Source organism: Enterococcus malodoratus (genome assembly GCF_027659535.1).
GTDB lineage: Bacteria > Bacillota > Bacilli > Lactobacillales > Enterococcaceae > Enterococcus_A > Enterococcus_A malodoratus.
On record NZ_JAQDPG010000008.1, the window covers coordinates 191,235 to 211,527 of the forward strand.

A 20,293-nucleotide genomic window follows, 5' to 3' on the forward strand; every position below is an offset into this window, starting at 1 on the left:
CTGAATTAATTATTTCCTGCATAGATAGACTTGCATTCACTCAAAGAATCATTCTTTTAAAGTAAAAAGTGCCAATAATTCTTCAAAAACTTTGGGTTGAAAGTCTGTGGTTTTGGCTAATTGTTGGACTACTGCTTTAGCTTGTCTCAATTCGTCAGTTAGTGCTTGTTTGGCACCATCAAGACCTAACAATCCAGGATAAGTGCTCTTATCTAATTTTTCATCCTGTCCAACTTGTTTCCCCAGCTCTTCCGCATTACCAACAACATCTAAAAGATCATCCCGAATTTGAAAAGCTAATCCGATGTGTCCGCCGAGTTTCTCAAGAAGTTGGATCACATATTCTGTTTGGTTAGCCAAAATTCCACCAGCAACGAAAGCATAGGTTAAAAGTGCCCCAGTCTTTTCGCGATGTATCAATTTCAAGTCGTTTAATGGTACATGCCGCTTCTCAGCAGCCATGTCACCTGCTTGCCCGGCAACCATTCCGCCAATCCCTGAAGACTTAGCCAAGAGTTGGATCAATAATACATTTTCAGCTGGGCTTAGTGTCGTTTCACTGATTAGTTGAAAGGCACCTGTTAAAAGGCCATCCCCAGCTAAAATGGCTAAAGCATCACCGAAAACCTTATGATTAGTAGGCTTGCCGCGACGTAGATCATCATTATCCATTGCTGGCAAATCATCGTGGATCAACGAATATGTATGGATCATCTCCAATGCACCTGCTATCTGACGAACAGGTACCGATAATTCTTTTTGAAATGCCTTGACGGTTGCTAAAACGATTAGTGGGCGAATTCGTTTTCCGCCTGCCTCAATTGAATAAAGCATACTTTCTTTCAACTCTTCATGTGTGGTATACGTGTTGATGAAATCGACAATTTCTTTTTCAACTCGAGGTAACTCCTCAGCGGAAAGCTCCTTCAGCATTTAGGCTTCCTCCTCACCTGTGAATGGTACTTCTTCATCTTCACTCATCATTTTGGTCAAGGTCTTTTCAGCTTTAGTTAAAGTATCTTGACATTGCTTACTCAAAACCATTCCTTTTTGGAAAGCTTCCAAAGCCTCTTCTAAAGGGACATCGCCGCGTTCAAGCTGTGTCACAATAGTTTCTAATTGTGCAATTGATTCTTCAAAGGTTGTATTTTCCATTATTTTTCTCCTTCTTCGATTTCTAAAATTGATGCCTTAACGGTGCCGTCAACAAAATGAACGGCTATTTCTTTTTCCTTTAAGTCTTTCACTGAACGGATTACGTGATCCTTTTGGGTCGTATAAGTAAACCCACGTCCCATCGTTTTCAGCGGACTTAATAAATCGAGAGACGTGATAGCTTGTTGCACTCGCCGCTGTTGATTTTCTAAATACCCTTGCATCTGCTGCTGTAGTCGTTCTTGCAAATAAGTCATTTGCTGTTCGCTTTGTTTTACACGATTTATAGGATTTGATTGTCCCAAACGATTTCTATATTGCATCAATTCTCGTTCTCGTTGATTAACTAAAACAGTCATGTTTTGTTGCAGTTGCTGCGTCAACCGATCTAGTTGAACACTTTGTGCTTCATATAATCGATTTGGCTGTCTAAAAATATATGATTGCTGTAGTCGTTCAAAACGTTCCTTTTTTCTTTGCAGCTGGTGTAAAAAGGCCTGTTCTAACCGTGCTTGTTTTTCTTTGATTCGCAAAATTTCTTCGGATAAAACTGGTACTGCTAATTCTGCTGCAGCTGTTGGAGTCGCTGCTCGTACGTCTGCAACTAAATCCGCGATAGTCGTATCCGTTTCATGACCAACGGATGAGATGATTGGAATTGGAGAAGCCGCAATCGCTCGTGCAACAACTTCTTCATTAAAAGGCCATAAATCCTCAATCGATCCGCCGCCGCGGCCAATGATCATCGTATCAAAATCCAACGATTCAGCCTTTTTTATATTTTTGACGATATCAGCGGCAGCTTTTTCTCCCTGCACTAGCGTTGGAAACAAAACTAACTGCGCGATAGGATATCGACGCTTCACCGTTGTAATGATATCCCGAATAACTGCACCGCTAGGACTGGTAATCACTGCAATTCGCTTTGGATAATGCGGTAAAGGTTTCTTTGGCTGTGAAAACAGCCCTTCCTTATCTAACTTCTCACGTAATTCAGCTAGGGCTTGATACAACGCTCCCACACCATCAGGCTCCATGTGATCAATATAAATTTGATACATTCCGCTAGCTTCATATAAAGCTACACGTCCTACAACCAAAACCTTCATGCCTTCTTTAGGAGTAAATTTCAGTTTTTGAAAAGCCCCCTTAAACATAATAGCGTTGATTTTTGAACGCTCATCTTTCAGGCTGAAGTATTGATGGTTGTTTGGCCGCATACGAAAATTGGATATTTCCCCAGTCAAATAAACCCGCTCTAAATAGGGATCAACATCGAATTTTCGTTTAATGTATTTGTTCAGAGCACTTACAGTTAAATACTCTTGTGTCATGTAAACACCTCTTTATTCTTCGTGATTCAATACTTGGCGTTCGCAGCATTCAACTGTTTGCTGCATCAACATTGTAATAGTCATAGGACCAACTCCGCCCGGAACAGGTGTAATATGGCTGGCAATTGGCTCGACTTCATCGAACTTCACGTCGCCAATCAGTTTGCCGTCCTCGTTACGATTCATACCGACATCAATTACCACTGCTCCAGGTTTGATAAATTCCTTCGTAACAAAATGGCCTTTGCCGATGGCGACAACCAAAATATCCGCTTTACTAGCAACTTTAGCCAAATCTTCAGTTTTCGAATGTGTCAATGTTACTGTGGCATCCGCCCCTAAAAGTAAAATCGCCATTGGCTTACCAACGATGTTACTACGACCAATTACAACCGCCTGTTTTCCAGCTAAAGGGATTTCGTATTCTTCAAACATTTTCATAATGCCATACGGTGTACAAGGGATTGTGTGAGGCATACCCGCAAATAAACGTCCCATATTCATTGGATGGAAACCGTCAACATCTTTTAAAGGATTGATTGCAAGCAGCACCTTTTCTTCATCAATATGTTCTGGTAACGGTAATTGCACTAATATCCCGTGAAACTCATCCGATTTGTTAAAATACTCAATTTCTTTGATCAATTCGTCTTCGGTGATCGTAGTAGCGTATCGTTTTATTTCCGAATGTATCCCGATTTTTTTGGCAGCCCGTTCCTTATTTCTAACATATATTTGACTAGCGGGGTTCTCACCTACTAATAACACGACTAATCCTGGATGGATTCCTTTCGCCGCTAATGTTTCGACTTTTGCTGCGGTCTCTTGCTGAAGCTTTTCTGCTAATTCTTTACCATTAATAAGTTGTGCCACGTTCATTCCCCGCTTCTTTCTCTGTATAGTTTAAATAAAGCTGGGAAAAATAGCTTAATTAGCTATTTGCCCCAGCTTCATCGATCTCTTTCATTACATTAGACAAGATTCCATTGACAAACTTTCTTGATTGATCATCACTGAAAGTTTTGGCTAATTCGATTGCTTCATTTAAAACAACTCGATTGGGTACTTGAGTATTGTATAGCATCTCATAAATCCCTAGTCGCAAGATAATCAAATCCATTTTTGCAATTCGTTGAATCGACCAGTTAGAACGCAGATGTTTTTTGATAATTTCATCCAGCTCCGCTTGGTGTTCTACAACTCCGCCAACTAATTCATCCAGATAGACTGGAACAAAATCTTCTTCATCTTCACTGACAAAGTCTTGTTGATCAATGCTTAGTGCATGATTGATGGCGTCTTTTTTTGTTAATTCTTGATTGAAATCCAATGGAAATAATGCCTGCAAGGCCTTTTCCCGAATCTCATGACGTGATAATTCTTTACTCATTATTTTCCTCTTCATCATTGAATAATTCTTCTAGGGTCGGTTGTTCCAGTTTTTCAGCAACAACACCAACAACATGAATGTTCACTTCGCTTAATGCGACATCTGTCATGAACAAAACTTGCTGTTTTACTCGTTCTTGCATTGCCATTGCTACTTTTGGTACAGAAGTGCCATAATCAAAATAAGAATAAATATCGACTTTTAAGCCATCTTCATCATTTTTGAGATATACACCTTTTCCGTGAGCCGACTTACCTAGTAATTCGGTTACGTTGCTTGCTAAAGAACCGCGCATACCATAGACACCGTCGACTTTTGAAGCCGCGATTCCGATAATTACTTCAATCACTTCTGGTGCAATGATAATCTCACCAAGTTCAGGGCTCTCGCCTAAAACTAAATTTTTTTCATCTGCCATTTTACTCTCTCCTTATTCCTCCAAATGTAACTATTTTTTCTTACAGAAAAAATAAGTCTGATGTTCGTGTCATAGACCATCCAACAAAACACTAAAAACTCTATTATATAATAGAAGTTTGATTGATTTTGAACCATACTTTTTTTAAGCAAGTTGGACTGGTCTTCTTATGCTCGAGAAACGTAGCTGCCGTCTTGTGTGTTTACGATCAGCTTGTCCCCTTGATTCACGAAAAATGGTACATTAACGGTCAAACCAGTCTCCATTACAGCAGGTTTCGAGCCGCCAGACGACGTATCACCTTTGATATTTGGTTCTGTTTCGGCAACTTCTAAAGTTACAGTATTAGGCAAATCTACACCTAAAACTTCGTTGCCATACATGATGACAGTCAATTCAGTATTTTCTAATACGTAAAACATCTCTTCAGCAACCTGCTGCTTCGGCAATTCGATTTGTTCATAATTTTGCATATCCATGAAAACATAATTATCTCCATCATCATAAAGATATTGCATTTTTTTATTATCAATCTGCGCTTTCGCTACTTTTTCACCGGCGCGAAAAGTCTTTTCTTGAACCGCACCAGTACGTAGATTTTTAAGTTTTGAACGAACGAAGGCCGCACCTTTACCCGGCTTCACATGCTGAAAATCGACAACGCGCCAAATGCCGCCATCCACCTCAATGGTCAAGCCAGTTTTAAAGTCATTTACTGAAATCATGATACTTCCTCCTAATTCAATCTCTACAGATTTGGTTCTAGTTTATCATTTCTTGTTTACTTACGCTACCACTACTCTATTACGCCTATAAAATGATGAGCTCTTTTGGCGACTGAGTTAAAATTCGATTGCCATCTGCTAAAATCACAAGATCATCTTCAATTCGAACACCGCCAAGTCCGGCTATATAAATGCCGGGTTCATCCGTAATGACATTGCCGACATTTAAAGTATCTTCGTTGGAACGGCTAATGTTGGGACCCTCATGGATTTCCATTCCAATACCATGACCGGTCGAATGTCCAAATGCATCACCATAGCCTGCTTCGGTGATAAAATCACGAGCCACTGAATCCAAATAGGATCCTGTCACCCCAGCTTTTGCCACTTCGATCACTTTTTGTTGTGCACTTAAGACAATCTGATAAATATCCTTTAATTCTTGACCCGGATCACCAATTGCAAAAGTTCTTGTAATATCTGAGACATATCCTTGATAAATGCAGCCGAAGTCAAGTGTAATCAAATCTCCCTGATCAATCCTTTTCTCACTAGCAACACCATGAGGCAAAGCTGATCGTACACCACTGGCAACGATTGTATCAAATGAGGTTCCCGTCGCACCAAGTGAACGCATGAAAAAATCCAATTGATTCGCTACCTCAATTTCAGTCATTCCTGGACGAACCATCTTTAAGACATGTTCGAATCCTTCATCTGCAATTGCACAAGCTTTCTCAATAATCGCGATTTCCGCATCATCTTTTTGTTCCCGCAGCTTTTCGATAAGTCCGCTGGCTGGAGCCAACTCTGCATCAATTACTTCTTCAAAAACAGAATATTCCGCGTAAGTCATAAAGGCATCTTCAAAACCGAGTACGTTTATGCCCTCACTTTCCATCAACTTGATGATCTCACCCACGATATCTCCTTGATGCTGTAAGATCGTCATTCCTTGGACTTGTTCTCTAGCTTGTTCTGTATAACGGAAGTCAGTAATGAAGAACGCTTTGTCTAATGTAATGAATGCCACACCAGCTGTTCCTGTAAAATTAGTCAAATAACGAAGATTATCTGGACTTGTTACTAAGTATGCATCAATTACTTCTTTTTCCATTAATGCACGCAATTTTTCAATTCGTTTTCTCATTCTTATCACCCATCTTACATTATAACAAAGAGTTTCAAAAATCAGAACGAACATGACTATAAAATATGAAGTACTCGATATCTTTCTCTGTTATGAAATTACACAAAAAAAACAGAAGTCGAACATTCAACTTCTGTTTAATCTGATTCATCGCCGGCCTGTAAAAAACGAAACAACCGCTACTACAACTACCGCGCCTAAAATTGATGGTACTATCGCCATACCTGCGAGCTGTGGTCCCCAATAGCCAAAAATTGCCTGACCAATATAAGAGCCTGCTAAACCAGCGATAATATTGAATAAACAACCCATTTGTTTGCCACGTCCAGAAATTCCGCCGCCAATCGCACCAATGATGGCGCCAACAATTAATGTCCAAATCATAATTATTCCTCCTAAGTCGTATAAACGAATTTATTTTTTTACCCACAAAAATGAACCTGATACCTACTGTATATGTCGCGGAACATCTTGTGGAAGTGTTGATAATTTTGTTGCTACGTAATGGAATTGTCGACAAAGCCAAATTACAAAACTGATTTTTAATAATTCATTTTGATGAACCTCCAGCAAAGTCATTTCATCTCTATTGACAAATGGATTATCGTTATTGTCAAGTACTCAAAAGCAGTCTCTAAAGAAAGTTTCGCAGTTGTGAAACTTCCAAAAGCATTGGTATAACGGCATTTGCATCATTGTAAGCGGCTAAACTAATTGATAAAACCGCTTTTTTTGTATCCCCTGTGAATAACTTTTCTTTAGGTCAAATCGGATCTTAGTTTTACGCTGTTTTTCTCCCAATCCACTGTCCCTAGCCTGTATGGGAAATTACCTATCAATGAAAAACTTCCAATTTCTGGTACGTTGATTTTATTCATTCTTGCGCTTCCTTTGGCCAAATACCCTGTACCCATCTTTAACATATCTTTCAGATTGAGGTTGCTTCCAGAATATTCTTTGACGGTCCCATAGTTATTAGTAATCGATGACAAGCGCGGTCTAACTGTCTTGCGCTTCATCAAACGAATGATATCTTCTTGACGCTCAAACACATCAATTCGACCATCTTGATCAATCTGATAACTGATGTAGGCATCGATCTCAGCCAGTGTCATCCGATGTTCGCCCTTTGTAAACTTTTGACCAGATTTCAAAGCGACAAAGTCTTTATAAACAGTTATCGGCATTTTTCCATCTTCTTCAAGCCCCGCTTCTTTCACGCCGAGCAAACTATCTTCTTTTCTTAAGATTAAATATTTTTTTACTTCTATAGAAAAAGCCATTGAAAAATAGGTTAAGAATTTCTCGATTGGGACTTGGCTGTACAATTCGCCGAGTGTCAATTTTTGAATTTTTATCTCTGGTGAAACCCGCAGCAAACTGTTTACGCCACTAGTCAAATCATAAACAAAAAAACTAGAAAACTCTTGATCTTCAAAGACAAACAAAACTTTCATGTCGATCTTCCTCTCTGAATTAAGTTTATAAAAGATCGTAGAAAAAAACATCCGCCGTAAGTCTGAGGTTTAAAAAACAAAAAAACTTTCGATAAGCTGCTATCGAAAGTTTCTTGTTTTTAGTCTACATATTGTGTGTCATTGATTTTATCGACTGAATATTTATTGTCCTTATACTTAAGGGTCGTAACACTGCAATTATCTATGGCTTCTCCTTGATATTCGCCAGGAATCAGCATTTCTAATAAAGTAGGTATCATACTGCCAGAAGAAACAATTAAAACAGTTTTAGCATTTTTCTTTTTGGCATCAGAAACAACTTTATTCATCGCTGCCTGCCCTCTTTTAGTGATGTCGTTATAAGTCTCCGCGACTTTTAATGAGTCGCTTTCAGCAATAGCATCTGCCACGCCTTCATCGCCTAATTTGTTCACCAGCTTGTCGTAATCTGTCCAATCCTCATCGAACTTCAGATCATTTGCCTCAAAAATAGGTGTCCACATCTCAGCGTTCGTTTTCCCCTCAAATCCACCGTAGTTCCATTCCTTGAATCCATAATGTTCAGAGATTTTTGGAGTTTTATTTTTATTCTGAGCAAGAATCAATTTGGCCGTATTCCGTTGACGACCTAGATCACTCGAATAAGCTAAGTCAAATGAAATCTTCTTCAGTCCATTACCAACTTGTTTCGCTTGCTCGATTCCTTTGTCTGTTAAAGGGGAGTCCGCAAAACCTTGAACTTGTCCAGTCGTATTGAAGAATGTTTTTCCGTGACGAACAAGATAAATGGTTACCTCATTCTTTTTATCAGAAGTTTTTTCTTTCGCCTGAGCGGAAATACCGCCAGTCAATCCGATCCCTAAAAATACTACAAACAACAATCCCAAAACTTTTTTCATTTCTATAGATCCTCCCCATTACTTTTGATAATCTTCTGATACCAATCAAAGGAATCTTTTTTGGATCGTTCCAAACTTCCTTTTCCTTCATTATCCAAATCCACATAGATGAAGCCATAACGTTTGCTCATCTCACCTGTGCTGGCACTAACTAAATCGATTGGTCCCCAACTTAGATATCCGATACATTCGACAAAGTCTTCTTCCACTGCTTGTTTGACCGCTTTGATGTGTTTTTGCAGATAATCGATTCGATAATCGTCATGGACTGTCCCGTCTTCGATTTGGTCGACTGCTCCTAAGCCGTTCTCAGTAATGATGATCGGTAATTCGTATTTTCGATACAAGTAATTCATCACATAACGAATGCCTGTAGGATCAATTCCCCAGCCCCATTTCGACTGTTCTAAATATGGATTTTGAATGCCGCCAAAAAGGGAGATTTCTCCTTCTACGGGAGTATTCGGTTCAGAAATACTGGACATATAGTAATTTAAGCCAATAAAATCAATCGATCCTTTGGCAAAATCTTCTGCATCACTGGATTGATTTTCTAGATCGATATTCAATGCTTGATATTGTTTCATCTTGTATTTGGGAAATTTTCCATTACACATGGCATCGACTTGGTAATAATCTCGGTCATTATCTAGGAAACTTTTTAACACATTGTCAGGCTGGCAATCATAAGAATAGATTGGATTCAGGCCAAAGACACAGCCAATTTTATTCTCTGGATTGATCTCACGTGCTAAACGAACGGCCTTCACACCAGCCAAAGTCATATTGTAGCCAATACGTGCTAAATCAACTGCTGGATTCTTCATCTCGCTATATTTTAAACCAGCAATCAAGTAGGTAAAAATATCAGATTGTTCGGTTTGCGGGTCAAGATGATTCATCTCATTAAATGTCATCCAATACTTGACCTTGCCATCATAGGCGTTAAGAACGGTCTCACAATAATGGAGATAAAAATCAAGCACTCGACGATTTTTCCAAGAACCATATTCGCGTACTAAATGGATCGGCAGCTCAAAATGATACAGCGTCACGATTGGTTCAATATCATTTGCTAGCAGCTCATCAATCACATTTCCATAAAAATCAATTCCTGCTTGATTAGGCTCTTGCTCATCACCTTTAGGAAAGATTCGCGACCAATCGATTGAGATGCGCAATGCTGTAAAACCCATTTCTTTGAAGAGTCGAATATCCTCTTTATATTGATGGTAAAAATCAATTCCTAAATGGGAAGGATAGTCTAACTTAGGATCGATTGTCTCAGTAATCGTGCGAGGTTCTTTATTTGAACCCTTTGTGACAAAATCCATAATCGCTGGTCCTTTACCATCTTCTTGCCAAGCCCCTTCACACTGATGGGCGGCGATACTGCCGCCCCAGAAAAAATCTTTTGTAAGTGTCATTTGTTTCTCCCTTCTATAGAATGACTGTCAGCAATTCGTCTGCTTGGCCATTACTAGCTGAAATAACATCAAGGTAATCATTGGAATTCGTTACAACCACGATGATCACTGGATCAAATCCCGCTTCTTCCACTTTGTCCGCTTGATATTTCGCCAGAATATCGCCCTTTTTCACTTCTTGTCCTTGTTCTACAAAGCCTTCAAAATACTTTCCTTCTAAATTTACTGTATCAACGCCAATATGAATCAGCAGTTCCACACCATTTTTAGTCTTGATGCCATAAGCATGTTTTGTTGGAAAAGCAACTGTTACTGTTCCTTCAACTGGTGAAATGATCACCTCTTCAGCCTGAGCTGGTAAGATACCGACACCTTTGCCTAATGCACCAGAGGCAAAGGCCTTATCGCTGACTTCACTCAATGGAATCGCTGTTCCTTCCGCAATTTTACCGATGCAGACTTGTTTCAATCCTTGGTTACTTTCTAATGCTTCGACTAATTCTTTTTCCTCTAATTCTTCTTCAGACTCTTCTTTTGGAATACCGACACCATATGCAACCGCGGCCGCTCCAACGAAACCAACGATGACACTGATTACCATCCAAATAAAATTACTCGTTCCGCCGGCCAAGTAAGTGGGTAAAGCTGCCAATCCCCAAACAAATCCCATTGTTTTAACGCCGGCCAATCCAGCGATTAATCCGCCAAGTCCCCCGCCAATAATAACGGCTAAGAACGGACGACGATATTTAACAAAGACCCCGAATACTGCCGGTTCAGTGATACCCATCAAGGCACTAAAACTGACCGTACCGAACATTTGACGTTGGTGTCCTTTCTTTGCACGTAGGAAATAACCAAACATAGCGCCACAAACCGCAATATCGGAAATCGTTGCCGCATGGTTGATGATTGGGTCATAGCCTAATGTTCCTAGGAAGTTCAACACGATTGGATAAGTAAAATTGGCTGCGCCTAGAACAATCAAGAATGGTTGGAAAGCCGCGTAAAGCATTACAACGATCCAGTTTCCGATTGTACTCATCAATACATTGAAGAACGCGTTCACACCGTCACCGATCAAAGTTCCAATTGGACCGAAAACGACTAAAATAACTGGGAAGGTTAACACCAACGATAGCGCCGGTACTAAGAAATATTGCAAGCCGCTTGGAATGATTTTTTTCAGATACTTTGTCACGATACTCAAGAACCAAACACCTAGCAAAATTGGAATAAAGGTATTGGCATAACCAATCGTTGGAAGGTTATAACCAAACAGTTCCAACCCTTTTGCTCCATCAATATTAGTGGAAAGTAGTCCCACCGCCAAAGCCATTGCCACATATTCGTTGAGTTTCATCCGTTTTGCCGCAGATGCCGCAATAAAAACTGGTAAGAAATGGAACACTCCACCACGTAATGTATCAAAAATCATATAAGTCGAACTGTCTTTCGAAACCAAGTCTGTTAATGAAATAATCGCCATGATCCCGGCGATCATTCCTGCTGCCAGCAAGACTTCAATAATCGAAGTCATCGTTTCTGAGATCATAACCAAGATCGATGAAGCAATTCCCTTGATTCCCTTTGCCCGTGGTTTTTCAAGCTCTTCACCATCTGGTTTCAAACCAAGCATCGCCATAAATTCATTGTAGACATCCGTAACATGTGTTCCGACAATGATTTGATACGCCACTTCATTCGAAACAACGTCAATCACGCCGTCTAAATTCTTAATTTCTTCGGTTTTCGCTAAATCACGATCCTTTAGGGTCAAACGTAAGCGAGTCACACAATGCGCGACCGCTTTGATATTATCTTTACCGCCGACTAATTCAATCAGCTGTTTATTTAATTTTTCATAACTCATTTTTTGTCCTCCATTCTTTCTGTGACACGATTAATATGAAGCATCAGATAGGTTTCCTCATTAACTGAGATTTCTAAGTTAAACTGCGTTTGCACATAGATTTTCATTTTTTGAACTGCTTTAAATGAATCTGGATATAATTGGCAGACTTGCTTATACAGTTCCAAGGTTTCTGAACCATCATTGAATATCTCGCCATCAATAATTCGCTGAACAAAATATTGTAAATGTGTCGTGAAGCGCATGTAATTCGTCGATTCTTCGTCCAAAGTTACATTGAAATGATGCTCTACGATTGAGACTAAATCCCCCAGTGTGCGCATCTCCAGTACATGATCCTTCTTGCTGTCGCGGCTTTCTTCCATATTGACGAAATGTAAACAAAGCGATACGGCCTCATCTTCAGGAAGCTGCAGCCCTTTTTGTTCCTCGATCATTTTTAGGGCTTTGAGTCCTACTTTGAAATAATCAGGATAAAAACGTTTTGTATCCCAAATTAAAGGGCTTTTGATGAACTGCTGCTTTTCTACTCGCTTCAACAAAAATTCCAAGTGGTCAAGAAGAGCCAAACTTAGATAATCACTTGCTTTGATGCCTAATGTTTCCTCTCCATAGGAAATAATATTACTGATCAAAAGAATGTCATTGGGATCTGAATGAGATAATAAATAGCTGAAATGATCCAACATATCAAAGGAATCGAGAATGTACATTTTTTCGACTTCCTCTTCCGCGATTTGCTGCCCTTTTTTCTTTTTGAAACCAATTCCTTTTGAAACGACGAAGACCTCATTTCCTCCCCGTTTCACCAATGCAACGTTATTATTTAAGATTTGGCTGATCTTCATTTTTTCCTCCTTTCCAGAAAAAAAACCCAAGAAAGTATACAAAGGGACCTTGGTCTCCTACTATACTTTCTTGAGTTCTGCCTGATTATTTTCAGTAACATACTCACAATCACCGCTCCAGCGCAGTGATCGGTCTTTTCTCTTATTTATTTTATAGTCCCATTCTAAGTGATGACCATATGAATGTCAACGCTTTCTTAAAATATTGTCATTTTCTCCTTTTTTATAAGACTTTAAAAAAATTAAAATACACTGTTATTTAAAGTGGCGACTGTCTTTCCTATTCGACACAACTAGCAAAAGTATCAAACAATGATACAATGGATACGAAGAAAATTGTAATCCAAGGTCACTTTATGAAAGTCATCCTTAAAAGAAAGGATCCGATGATGAATACTATCAGTTATGTTGTTTTAGCGATGCTTGTTCGATCGCCATTAACAGGTTATGATTTGAAACGTTTCTTGAATCTTTTTTGGGAGGCCCATCACAGTCAAATCTATCCAACCTTAAAAGAATTACGAAAACAAGAATTGATCGAAATTGTTGATATTCCAGATGGCAAGCGGAAAATCTATGACATTACTCCCGCGGGAAAAGATTTGGTAAAAGAGTGGGTCTTCACGAAAAGTCATGCTCCCTCGCAAAAGGACGAATTTTTGGCGAAAGTTTTTACGATTTCCGCCTTAGATCGAGATACATCGAAATTTTTGATTATGGAACGAAAACAGTACTATCAGGAACAACTAAACGAGTACTCAAAAGTCCTCAATAGTTTAAGCGACCTGAATAAAGAAGAACATCGCAAAAATTTTGGTCGTGAATTAATTCTAGAGCGGAAAATTCGGCTATGCAAAGAAGAACTTTCTTGGTGTGATTGGTCAGAAGCAAAAATCGAAGAATACTTCGCAGAATAATATATACTAAAGCAGATTTTTTATGATCTGCTTTTTCTGTTTTAAAATTGGTTTTACAGCACTTTTATTTTCATTATAATAGAATTGATAAATAAATAATATTTTAAAAAGGTTGGCTAAATATGAACTTTAATCAAAGTAAAAACAGACGAGGAATACTTATGGTCGTTGGTTTAGTATTCTTAGTGTGTTTAATTTTTAATTTGAATATCCACTTGACGGGTTTTAAGGATGATGGAGCTTTGTTCCTCAATCCTCTAAAAAATAAATTTGACGGTAATTTTCTTTCCTTTCTGATGTATCGTTACAACACATGGAGTTCCAGAATCGTCATTGAAATCTTTACTTTGATTGGCGTCACTGTGCCGATTGTCTGGAAACTATTGAACGCTGTCATGATGCTGATTGCTGCAATCTTACCTGCTTTTTTGATCAAACGGTATAAAGATATTCGTTGGACTGATCTGGTTTTATCCGCTTCACTATTTTTTACTTTTCCAATATCCTTTTTTAGTGAAACAGGCTGGGTCGCCACGTCAACAAACTACTTATGGGTCTATTCCTTAGGCTTAGTCTCAATATACCCAATTGTGCAGTATATTCGAAAAGAACATGTTCCACAATGGCTCTATATCTTAAGTGCCTTCACCACATTTTATGCCTCGAATCAGGAGCAAATGGCTTTATTAATCTTGGGCTTTTTATTGATTTTCGGAGGATATCTATTCACCCAAAAGCGTTCTTTTAAACCACTTTTGCCAACGCTAGGGATTAATATCTTTAGTCTGATTTTTGTCTTCACTGCTAAAGGAAATGATATTCGTTATGAGCATGAACTAAAAAACTGGTTTCCGGATTTTGAACAACTTTCTTATTTTAAAAGGATTGAGTTAGGATACTCTTCTACCCTGCGTCATTTATTTTTTGATAATCAAATCACTATTTTGCTTTTTACACTGCTATTGTTTGTTTTCACTATTACTCGATTTATTTATAGTAAAAAGTTCTCGCTTGTCGGGGTCGTTGGCTTATTTCCATTCATAATCTCACTTTTCTTTAGTCTAAATAGTTTCATCAATAATGGTAGGGTCGTACAAATACTAAATATGTTTAATCAATATGGAACGACATTTAGCATTTATGATCCTAAAACTTGGATTCCTGATATTATTTTGTCCATTATTCTTTTCACCATTTTACTGTCAATTATCTATTTGTTGGATTATCAAGTAGCAGCTTACCTGCCAATACTCTTTATCTGTGCAGCAATAGCCTCCAGATTGATTATGGGATTTTCCCCAACTATTTGGGCATCAGCGACTCGTACCTATCTTTTCACTTATGGATTGTTTATGATCTCTTTTCTATATATTTATACTCATAGTAAAGTTTTCAACGTGAGTAAGTTAGGGATGGTCTTAGTGACCACGGTTCTTGCTTTATATTCACTTTTTACTGCATTTGGGACACTTTAATAAAATTGGCGCACATCTTTCGTTAACGTTAGATGTGCTTTTTTTTGCAAAAATATATGTAAATTTATTTATGTAAATATTGACATAAATTCAATTCATGATTAAACTATTGAATGGAAAGTGGTGACTTAATGGAAAATTTAAATGAGAACATCGTTACAGAAAAGGAAAATGGTAAGGCCGCGTATGTCGTTGCTTTTGCCTGCATGATCGCCTTTATGGGGATCGGATTGGTGGATCCAATTTTGAATTCGATCGCCAGATCTTTACAAGCAACCCCTGCTCAAACAACACTATTATTTACAAGTTATATGATGGTGACGGGAATCGTCATGTTGTTTACTGGTTTTGTCTCTAGCCGAATTGGCATGAAGAAAACTCTGATGGTTGGACTATTTATTATTATTTTATTTGCACTTTTTGCTGGATTATCCAATACGATTGACGCGTTGATTTATTTTCGTGCTGGTTGGGGCCTGGGGAATGCTTTATTTATTTCCACAGCTTTATCAGCGATCGTCAGTGTTTTGATCGGTCAAACTGAAAAATCCATCATGCTTTATGAAGCAGCGATGGGGTTAGGGATGTCGATTGGCCCCTTAGTGGGTGGGTCTCTTGGCTCGATTTCTTGGCGCTTGCCATTTGCTGGTGTCTCCGTTCTGATGCTGATCTCCTTCTTATCAATCTTAATTATGTTCAAAGAACCAAAGGGTGAAAAAGAAAAAGTGGCCTTTTTCGCAGGAGTCAAAGCGCTGAGAAATCATAAACTGCGCTCTATTGGCTTAATTGCATTGCTTTATAACTTTGGTTTCTTTACCCTGCTGGCTTATGCCCCATTCCTATTGCCAAACTTTTCAGAAATGGAAATTGGGATGACCTTCTTTGGTTGGGGAATCTTACTGGCGATCTCATCAATTTTCTTAGCAACACGCTTTGAAAGAAAAATCGGGACCTTTTATACCTTGATGATTGGTTTTATCGGTTTCGTGATCTGCTTATTACTGATGGGAATTAATGCGGATCAGCCGACACTTGTTGCAGCTGCTTTAATTGTTGCTGGATTCTTCCAAGGAATCATCAACACTTTGATGACAACTATTGCTATGGAAATTCCTGGGATCAAACGCAATATCGCTTCATCAACATATAGTTTTGTGCGTTTCTTTGGCGGATCGTTAGCACCATTTGTTGCTGGATTAATTGGTGCGAAATTTGGCGGAAACTATACCTTTTTCTTTGCTAGTGCGATGGTCTTTATCGGAATCGTATTAGTGGTTGTTCATTCGCAGTATTTTGAAACAGCGGAAGAGGAAGAAGTTTAAGAAACTAGATTAAAAAAGCCCATCTGATCCTATTGCTGATCAGATGGGCTTTTTCTATCCCTTTTTTATTTGTCGAATCCTTTCAATATGCATGGTTAAATAAACTTCTTCCTGTAAGGAGGCGTTCAGTGTATGATTCTTTTTTAACGCGGTGATGATTTTTTCCGCACATTGAAAAGAATCTTGATATTGGTGGATGATGAGACGGATCATTTCTTCACTCATATCCATCATATCGATTCCCTTTACCTGACGAATCAAAAAATACTGCAGATGAGAAACCAGCCGTGAAAAAACGATTGAATTTTCATCAAGTGCAATTTGAAAGTGGTATTGGATGATCGCAATGATATCGGAAATGATTTTGGTAAAATTCATCGCTTGCTGAATAGAATCAAAGTTATTTCCATTATTGATAAAATGCATGGCGATAGCGGTAGCTTCTGTGTCTTCTAATCGAATGGCTAATTCTTGATAGATACGGCTCACAGCATGCTCTCCGATGCTAACTTCCGTCGGATAAAGCTGCTTGATATTCCAATGCAGTGGACTGACTACTGAGATGTTTTTCTTTTTTCTGTCAACCGCCGAAAAGATATGATCCGCTAATGAGATCAGCATACCCACGCCAAAATCTGTTTGAAGTTGTTCTTTTGCCTTCTTCAAAATACTGTCGCTTAAAATAATATAATCCAGCGGTATTTCATTGACTAATGCTTTCACCCGATCAATTTCACTTTCCTCCTGATTCTTTAACAGAAAAGTCCGTTCAATTAAAGATTTATTGACCTTATTTCCAGGATAGGACTTAAACCCGATACCATTTCCCATGACGACCATTTGCTGGCCTGACTCGTTATCAACTAACACAACATTGTTATTGAATTTCTGTCTAATTATCATCCGCTTTCCCCCACTGCCAATACTCCGAATAACGACCTCATCTGCTTTTTTCGGTAATGCTATCCGTTTAAAAAGATTCAACTTATCTAATAATACTGAATAGATCATTCTCCAAATCGATCGTTTCTGTTCGTTGATTTTTATCAACCGATTTAAACTGCTCTGAATTCGTCAAAACCACAAGAACCACATCATTCAATTGGTTAGAGCGGATTTTTGCTTTATCGAAAGTCAAGATTGTTTGGCCTTTTTCGATTTTGTCTCCTTGTTTGACCTTCAAATTAAACCCTTTTCCATCAAGTGTGACCGTGTCTAATCCCACATGGATCAGTATCTCCGCTCCTGTAGCCAGTGATTCAAGACCGATCGCATGCTTTGTCGGAAAGACGGCTTTCACCTCAGCATCAAAAGGTGCATAAATCGTTCCATCAGTAGATGAAATAGCAATCGTTTTACCTAAAATCTCATTCGAAAAAGTCGCATCAGAAATCGACTCTAATGGAACGATCTCACCAATGACAGGTGATTGAATCGTGACATCGCCAATCCTTAAATCAATCGGAGTAGTCTGCGCGTTTTTTTCCGTCCGTTCTTCTGGTTCTTCTTTTTCATTGAAGCGATTCATCAAGATGAACGTCAAGACCGCCGATACAACAATCGTGACAATCATTCCTACAATGATCCCGAAGAAGCCTTTTCCCATAAATGCAGGTAGTGACAGCAAACCTGGCATAACGAAACCATAACAAACACCACCCATGACGTTACTTACCGCAGCACCTACTCCACCTCCTATACAACCGGCGATCAGTGCACCGCGATACTTAATCAATACACCATAAATCGCTGGTTCAGTGATACCTAAGTAAGCGGGAACTACCGCTGAAAGTGCCACTTGTTTTTCTTCCGTTTTTTTCGCTCGAAAATAGATAACTAATGTTGCGGTTGCTTGCCCGATTGTACTCATCAGCGCCATCGCCAACAATTGCGAGCCTCCAAAGCTGGAAATTTCTTGTTGCATGATTGGATTCAATGCATGATGCATCCCTCCTAAAACAAGCAGTGCCCGAGTACTTCCAATGATCAGACCAGATAGCAATGGTGAAAAATCAATCAGCCACTTGACGCCAAGTGCAACATATTCCCCGGTATAATACCCTAGCGGAGCGAGCAGACACATAGCGATCGGAGCCGTAATAACCAATGAGAGCAACGATGAAAAGACCATATTAACCATTTCCGGGATCTTAGCATCAAAGAAACGCTTCACGTGTTTCAGCAACCAAACGGAGAAGATGATTGGCAATACCGAAGCGCTGTAATCGACCACCGCGATTGGGACAAAGCCAAAAATTCGAATAATTTGCTGTCCATCAGCGATGGCAAATGGATACATCAATAAACCGGCTAATGCTAGCGCCATATATTCATTTGTCTTAAACTTTTTGGCCGAACTCACCGCTAATAGAAATGGAAAGAAATAAAACATACAATCAGATAATCCATTAAAAAAGATGATTGTATCTCCATTTCCGTTTGCCCAGCCAAAATTGATCACCATGAAGATCAATCCCTTGAGCAGACCTCCCGCAATAATCGGTGGCAATGCAGGCGTTAAAATCGACGACAAGGTATTCAAAACATTGGAAATGCCTCCCTTCTTTTTTTCCTCTACCTCGACATTTTCTTCATTATTCATCGGTACTAGTTCATTAAATTCATTCGCCACTTTAAGAACTTTTCCACCCAAAATAATTTGAAATTGATTACCTTGCTGCTGTGTTCCTAGAACACCTGCCAATTCGTTGAGTGCGGTTCGATTCGCTTTACTCTCGTCTTTCAATTGAAGGCGCAGTCTCGTCATACAATTTGCATACGAGTGAATGTTTTGAGCCCCTCCTACTTCTTTCAAAATGGCTTCGGCCAATTCTCGATTATTCATTTTTTCCTCCTTATCCTAAACTAAAAGTTACTTTCCTACGCTTCTTGGATTTTGTTCTAAGGGATCTGTTTAGTTTTTACGCGGATTTTTTCCACATTCAAGACTGATCTCCCTCAATAAAAGTGTATAAAAATAGCCCAAAGAGAGTGTCCGAAAACACTTCTTCAGGCTTTGCCAGCTTTACCTGTAACGAATCCTACTAAATTAACATTTAATAGAGCGAGTTTTGCTTCTTAAAACTTTTTACTATTTTGTTAAACGGTCAAAGATAGATTGTTGAGATTTATTTTCCCATCACTTTGAGCATCTTTTTCGCCAGTGCTTCAATAATATAAATGCTGGGAATCTGAGTCGTCATATCGATTAAATATTCGTAAGTATCAATCATCTTATTTTCTTGCTGAACATAGTAGGCCAAGTTATAATCAGAAACTTTCGCTAACGGATTATTGCGGCTGTTCGTGATCGAAACTATTTTTGCCTCATTAGCCTTAATCAAAGGAATGCTTTTTAATAGAAATTCCCCCGATACAGAGAAAAAGAGAAAAACAGTTCCCGACGATACTGGCGGATTTAACGGAAACATCGGATTATCGACATTTACCGCAAACTTCCCAACTGATGAGAAATAGCGAGCAGCATAAACTGCCATTACTCCCGAATTTCCTGAACCAACGCAGATAATCATTTTTGCATCAGCAAGAACTTGTGCAACATTATCTAGTTTCTTCTGAAATTCTGCTTCCTTGGCACGTGCGAAAAAGGCTTCCGCTATGGAGATATCATTGATCGGCATCGTGTCATTTTCTTTATGCTCCTTTTTAAAAAGCAATTTGAACTCTGTAAACCCATTACATCCAACCTTCTTGGCAAAACGGGTGATCGTAGCTGTCGATACATGCGTCTCATTAGACAATTCTCGGATTGTCATGTAAGGAATCTTACTAGAATTTTCAAGAATAAAGTGATAGATCAGATAATCTAAATCATTAAACGTTGTCAGTTGTTCTACCGAAAACATAAACATCTCCTCCAGTACAATTTCACCTTAAATTGTA

General features: G+C 38.9%; 20 protein-coding genes. 3 read left to right on the plus strand and 17 right to left on the minus strand.

All coding sequences use genetic code 11. The features are described 5' to 3' along the window. Window positions 1–48: 48 nt before the first annotated feature. The 14 genes from PGP85_RS14335 to PGP85_RS14400 all read right to left on the minus strand — a co-directional run bounded on the left by PGP85_RS14335 (window position 49) and on the right by PGP85_RS14400 (window position 12,676). Window positions 49–933 carry a polyprenyl synthetase family protein gene (locus PGP85_RS14335; protein WP_270328154.1) on the minus strand — a complete coding sequence of 295 codons (885 nt, stop codon included), beginning with the start codon at window positions 931–933 and terminating at the stop codon, window positions 49–51. Continuing rightward, entirely contained in the window at window positions 934–1,155 is a 222-nt protein-coding gene (locus PGP85_RS14340; RefSeq protein ID WP_010740497.1) for an exodeoxyribonuclease VII small subunit, read from the minus strand. Beyond that, window positions 1,155–2,489 (minus strand): exodeoxyribonuclease VII large subunit, encoded by a 1,335-nt coding sequence (xseA, locus tag PGP85_RS14345; RefSeq protein ID WP_270328156.1) that lies wholly within the window; start codon window positions 2,487–2,489, stop codon window positions 1,155–1,157. The genes PGP85_RS14340 and xseA overlap by 1 nt, the downstream gene beginning before the upstream one ends. Window positions 2,490–2,501: 12 nt before the next feature. Continuing rightward, complete coding sequence (locus tag PGP85_RS14350; RefSeq protein ID WP_034709533.1) at window positions 2,502–3,362, minus strand: bifunctional methylenetetrahydrofolate dehydrogenase/methenyltetrahydrofolate cyclohydrolase; 861 nt, start codon at window positions 3,360–3,362, stop codon at window positions 2,502–2,504. Window positions 3,363–3,420: 58 nt separating this feature from the next. After that, the gene (gene nusB, locus PGP85_RS14355) at window positions 3,421–3,879 is read right to left on the minus strand and encodes a transcription antitermination factor NusB (protein ID WP_010740500.1); all 459 of its coding nucleotides are present in this window, start codon (window positions 3,877–3,879) and stop codon (window positions 3,421–3,423) included. After that, window positions 3,872–4,297, minus strand: a complete 426-nt coding sequence (locus PGP85_RS14360; RefSeq protein ID WP_010740501.1) for an Asp23/Gls24 family envelope stress response protein — start codon at window positions 4,295–4,297, stop codon at window positions 3,872–3,874. The genes nusB and PGP85_RS14360 overlap by 8 nt, the downstream gene beginning before the upstream one ends. A gap of 167 nt (window positions 4,298–4,464) precedes the next feature. Then, window positions 4,465–5,022, minus strand: coding sequence for an elongation factor P (gene efp / locus PGP85_RS14365; protein ID WP_010740502.1), 558 nt, complete (start codon window positions 5,020–5,022; stop codon window positions 4,465–4,467). Window positions 5,023–5,107: 85 nt separating this feature from the next. Continuing rightward, a complete protein-coding gene (locus PGP85_RS14370; protein ID WP_270328159.1) occupies window positions 5,108–6,172 on the minus strand; it encodes a M24 family metallopeptidase in 1,065 nt (354 codons plus the stop codon). Window positions 6,173–6,319: 147 nt separating this feature from the next. Then, the gene (locus PGP85_RS14375; RefSeq protein WP_010740504.1) at window positions 6,320–6,556 is read right to left on the minus strand and encodes a GlsB/YeaQ/YmgE family stress response membrane protein; all 237 of its coding nucleotides are present in this window, start codon (window positions 6,554–6,556) and stop codon (window positions 6,320–6,322) included. A 374-nt stretch (window positions 6,557–6,930) separates the two neighbouring features. Beyond that, window positions 6,931–7,629, minus strand: coding sequence for a hypothetical protein (locus PGP85_RS14380; RefSeq protein ID WP_010740505.1), 699 nt, complete (start codon window positions 7,627–7,629; stop codon window positions 6,931–6,933). A 119-nt stretch (window positions 7,630–7,748) separates the two neighbouring features. Continuing rightward, a complete protein-coding gene (locus tag PGP85_RS14385; protein ID WP_270328161.1) occupies window positions 7,749–8,528 on the minus strand; it encodes a histidine phosphatase family protein in 780 nt (259 codons plus the stop codon). 2 nt (window positions 8,529–8,530) lie between these two features. Further along, entirely contained in the window at window positions 8,531–9,955 is a 1,425-nt protein-coding gene (locus PGP85_RS14390; protein WP_270328163.1) for a family 1 glycosylhydrolase, read from the minus strand. A gap of 13 nt (window positions 9,956–9,968) precedes the next feature. After that, complete coding sequence (locus PGP85_RS14395) at window positions 9,969–11,828, minus strand: beta-glucoside-specific PTS transporter subunit IIABC (RefSeq protein WP_270328165.1); 1,860 nt, start codon at window positions 11,826–11,828, stop codon at window positions 9,969–9,971. Next, window positions 11,825–12,676, minus strand: coding sequence for a PRD domain-containing protein (locus PGP85_RS14400; RefSeq protein WP_010740509.1), 852 nt, complete (start codon window positions 12,674–12,676; stop codon window positions 11,825–11,827). Before PGP85_RS14400 ends, PGP85_RS14395 begins: the two co-directional genes overlap by 4 nt. A gap of 389 nt (window positions 12,677–13,065) precedes the next feature. On the opposite strand from PGP85_RS14400, the gene PGP85_RS14405 reads away from it, so the two are divergent. From PGP85_RS14405 to PGP85_RS14415, 3 genes are all read left to right on the plus strand, one after another. Continuing rightward, window positions 13,066–13,593, plus strand: a complete 528-nt coding sequence (locus tag PGP85_RS14405) for a PadR family transcriptional regulator (protein ID WP_090402289.1) — start codon at window positions 13,066–13,068, stop codon at window positions 13,591–13,593. Between the two features lie 122 nt (window positions 13,594–13,715). Then, complete coding sequence (locus PGP85_RS14410) at window positions 13,716–15,068, plus strand: DUF6056 family protein (RefSeq protein ID WP_270328169.1); 1,353 nt, start codon at window positions 13,716–13,718, stop codon at window positions 15,066–15,068. A gap of 113 nt (window positions 15,069–15,181) precedes the next feature. Further along, window positions 15,182–16,390, plus strand: a complete 1,209-nt coding sequence (locus PGP85_RS14415; RefSeq protein ID WP_408639902.1) for an MFS transporter — start codon at window positions 15,182–15,184, stop codon at window positions 16,388–16,390. 54 nt (window positions 16,391–16,444) lie between these two features. Here PGP85_RS14415 and PGP85_RS14420 read toward each other — a convergent pair whose 3' ends face one another. The 3 genes from PGP85_RS14420 to PGP85_RS14430 form a co-directional block, all read right to left on the minus strand. Continuing rightward, window positions 16,445–17,293 carry a PRD domain-containing protein gene (locus tag PGP85_RS14420; protein WP_270328173.1) on the minus strand — a complete coding sequence of 283 codons (849 nt, stop codon included), beginning with the start codon at window positions 17,291–17,293 and terminating at the stop codon, window positions 16,445–16,447. 82 nt (window positions 17,294–17,375) lie between these two features. Next, window positions 17,376–19,235, minus strand: coding sequence for a glucose PTS transporter subunit IIA (locus PGP85_RS14425; protein WP_270328175.1), 1,860 nt, complete (start codon window positions 19,233–19,235; stop codon window positions 17,376–17,378). 283 nt (window positions 19,236–19,518) lie between these two features. After that, entirely contained in the window at window positions 19,519–20,256 is a 738-nt protein-coding gene (locus tag PGP85_RS14430; protein WP_010740515.1) for a MurR/RpiR family transcriptional regulator, read from the minus strand. Window positions 20,257–20,293 lie beyond the last annotated feature (37 nt).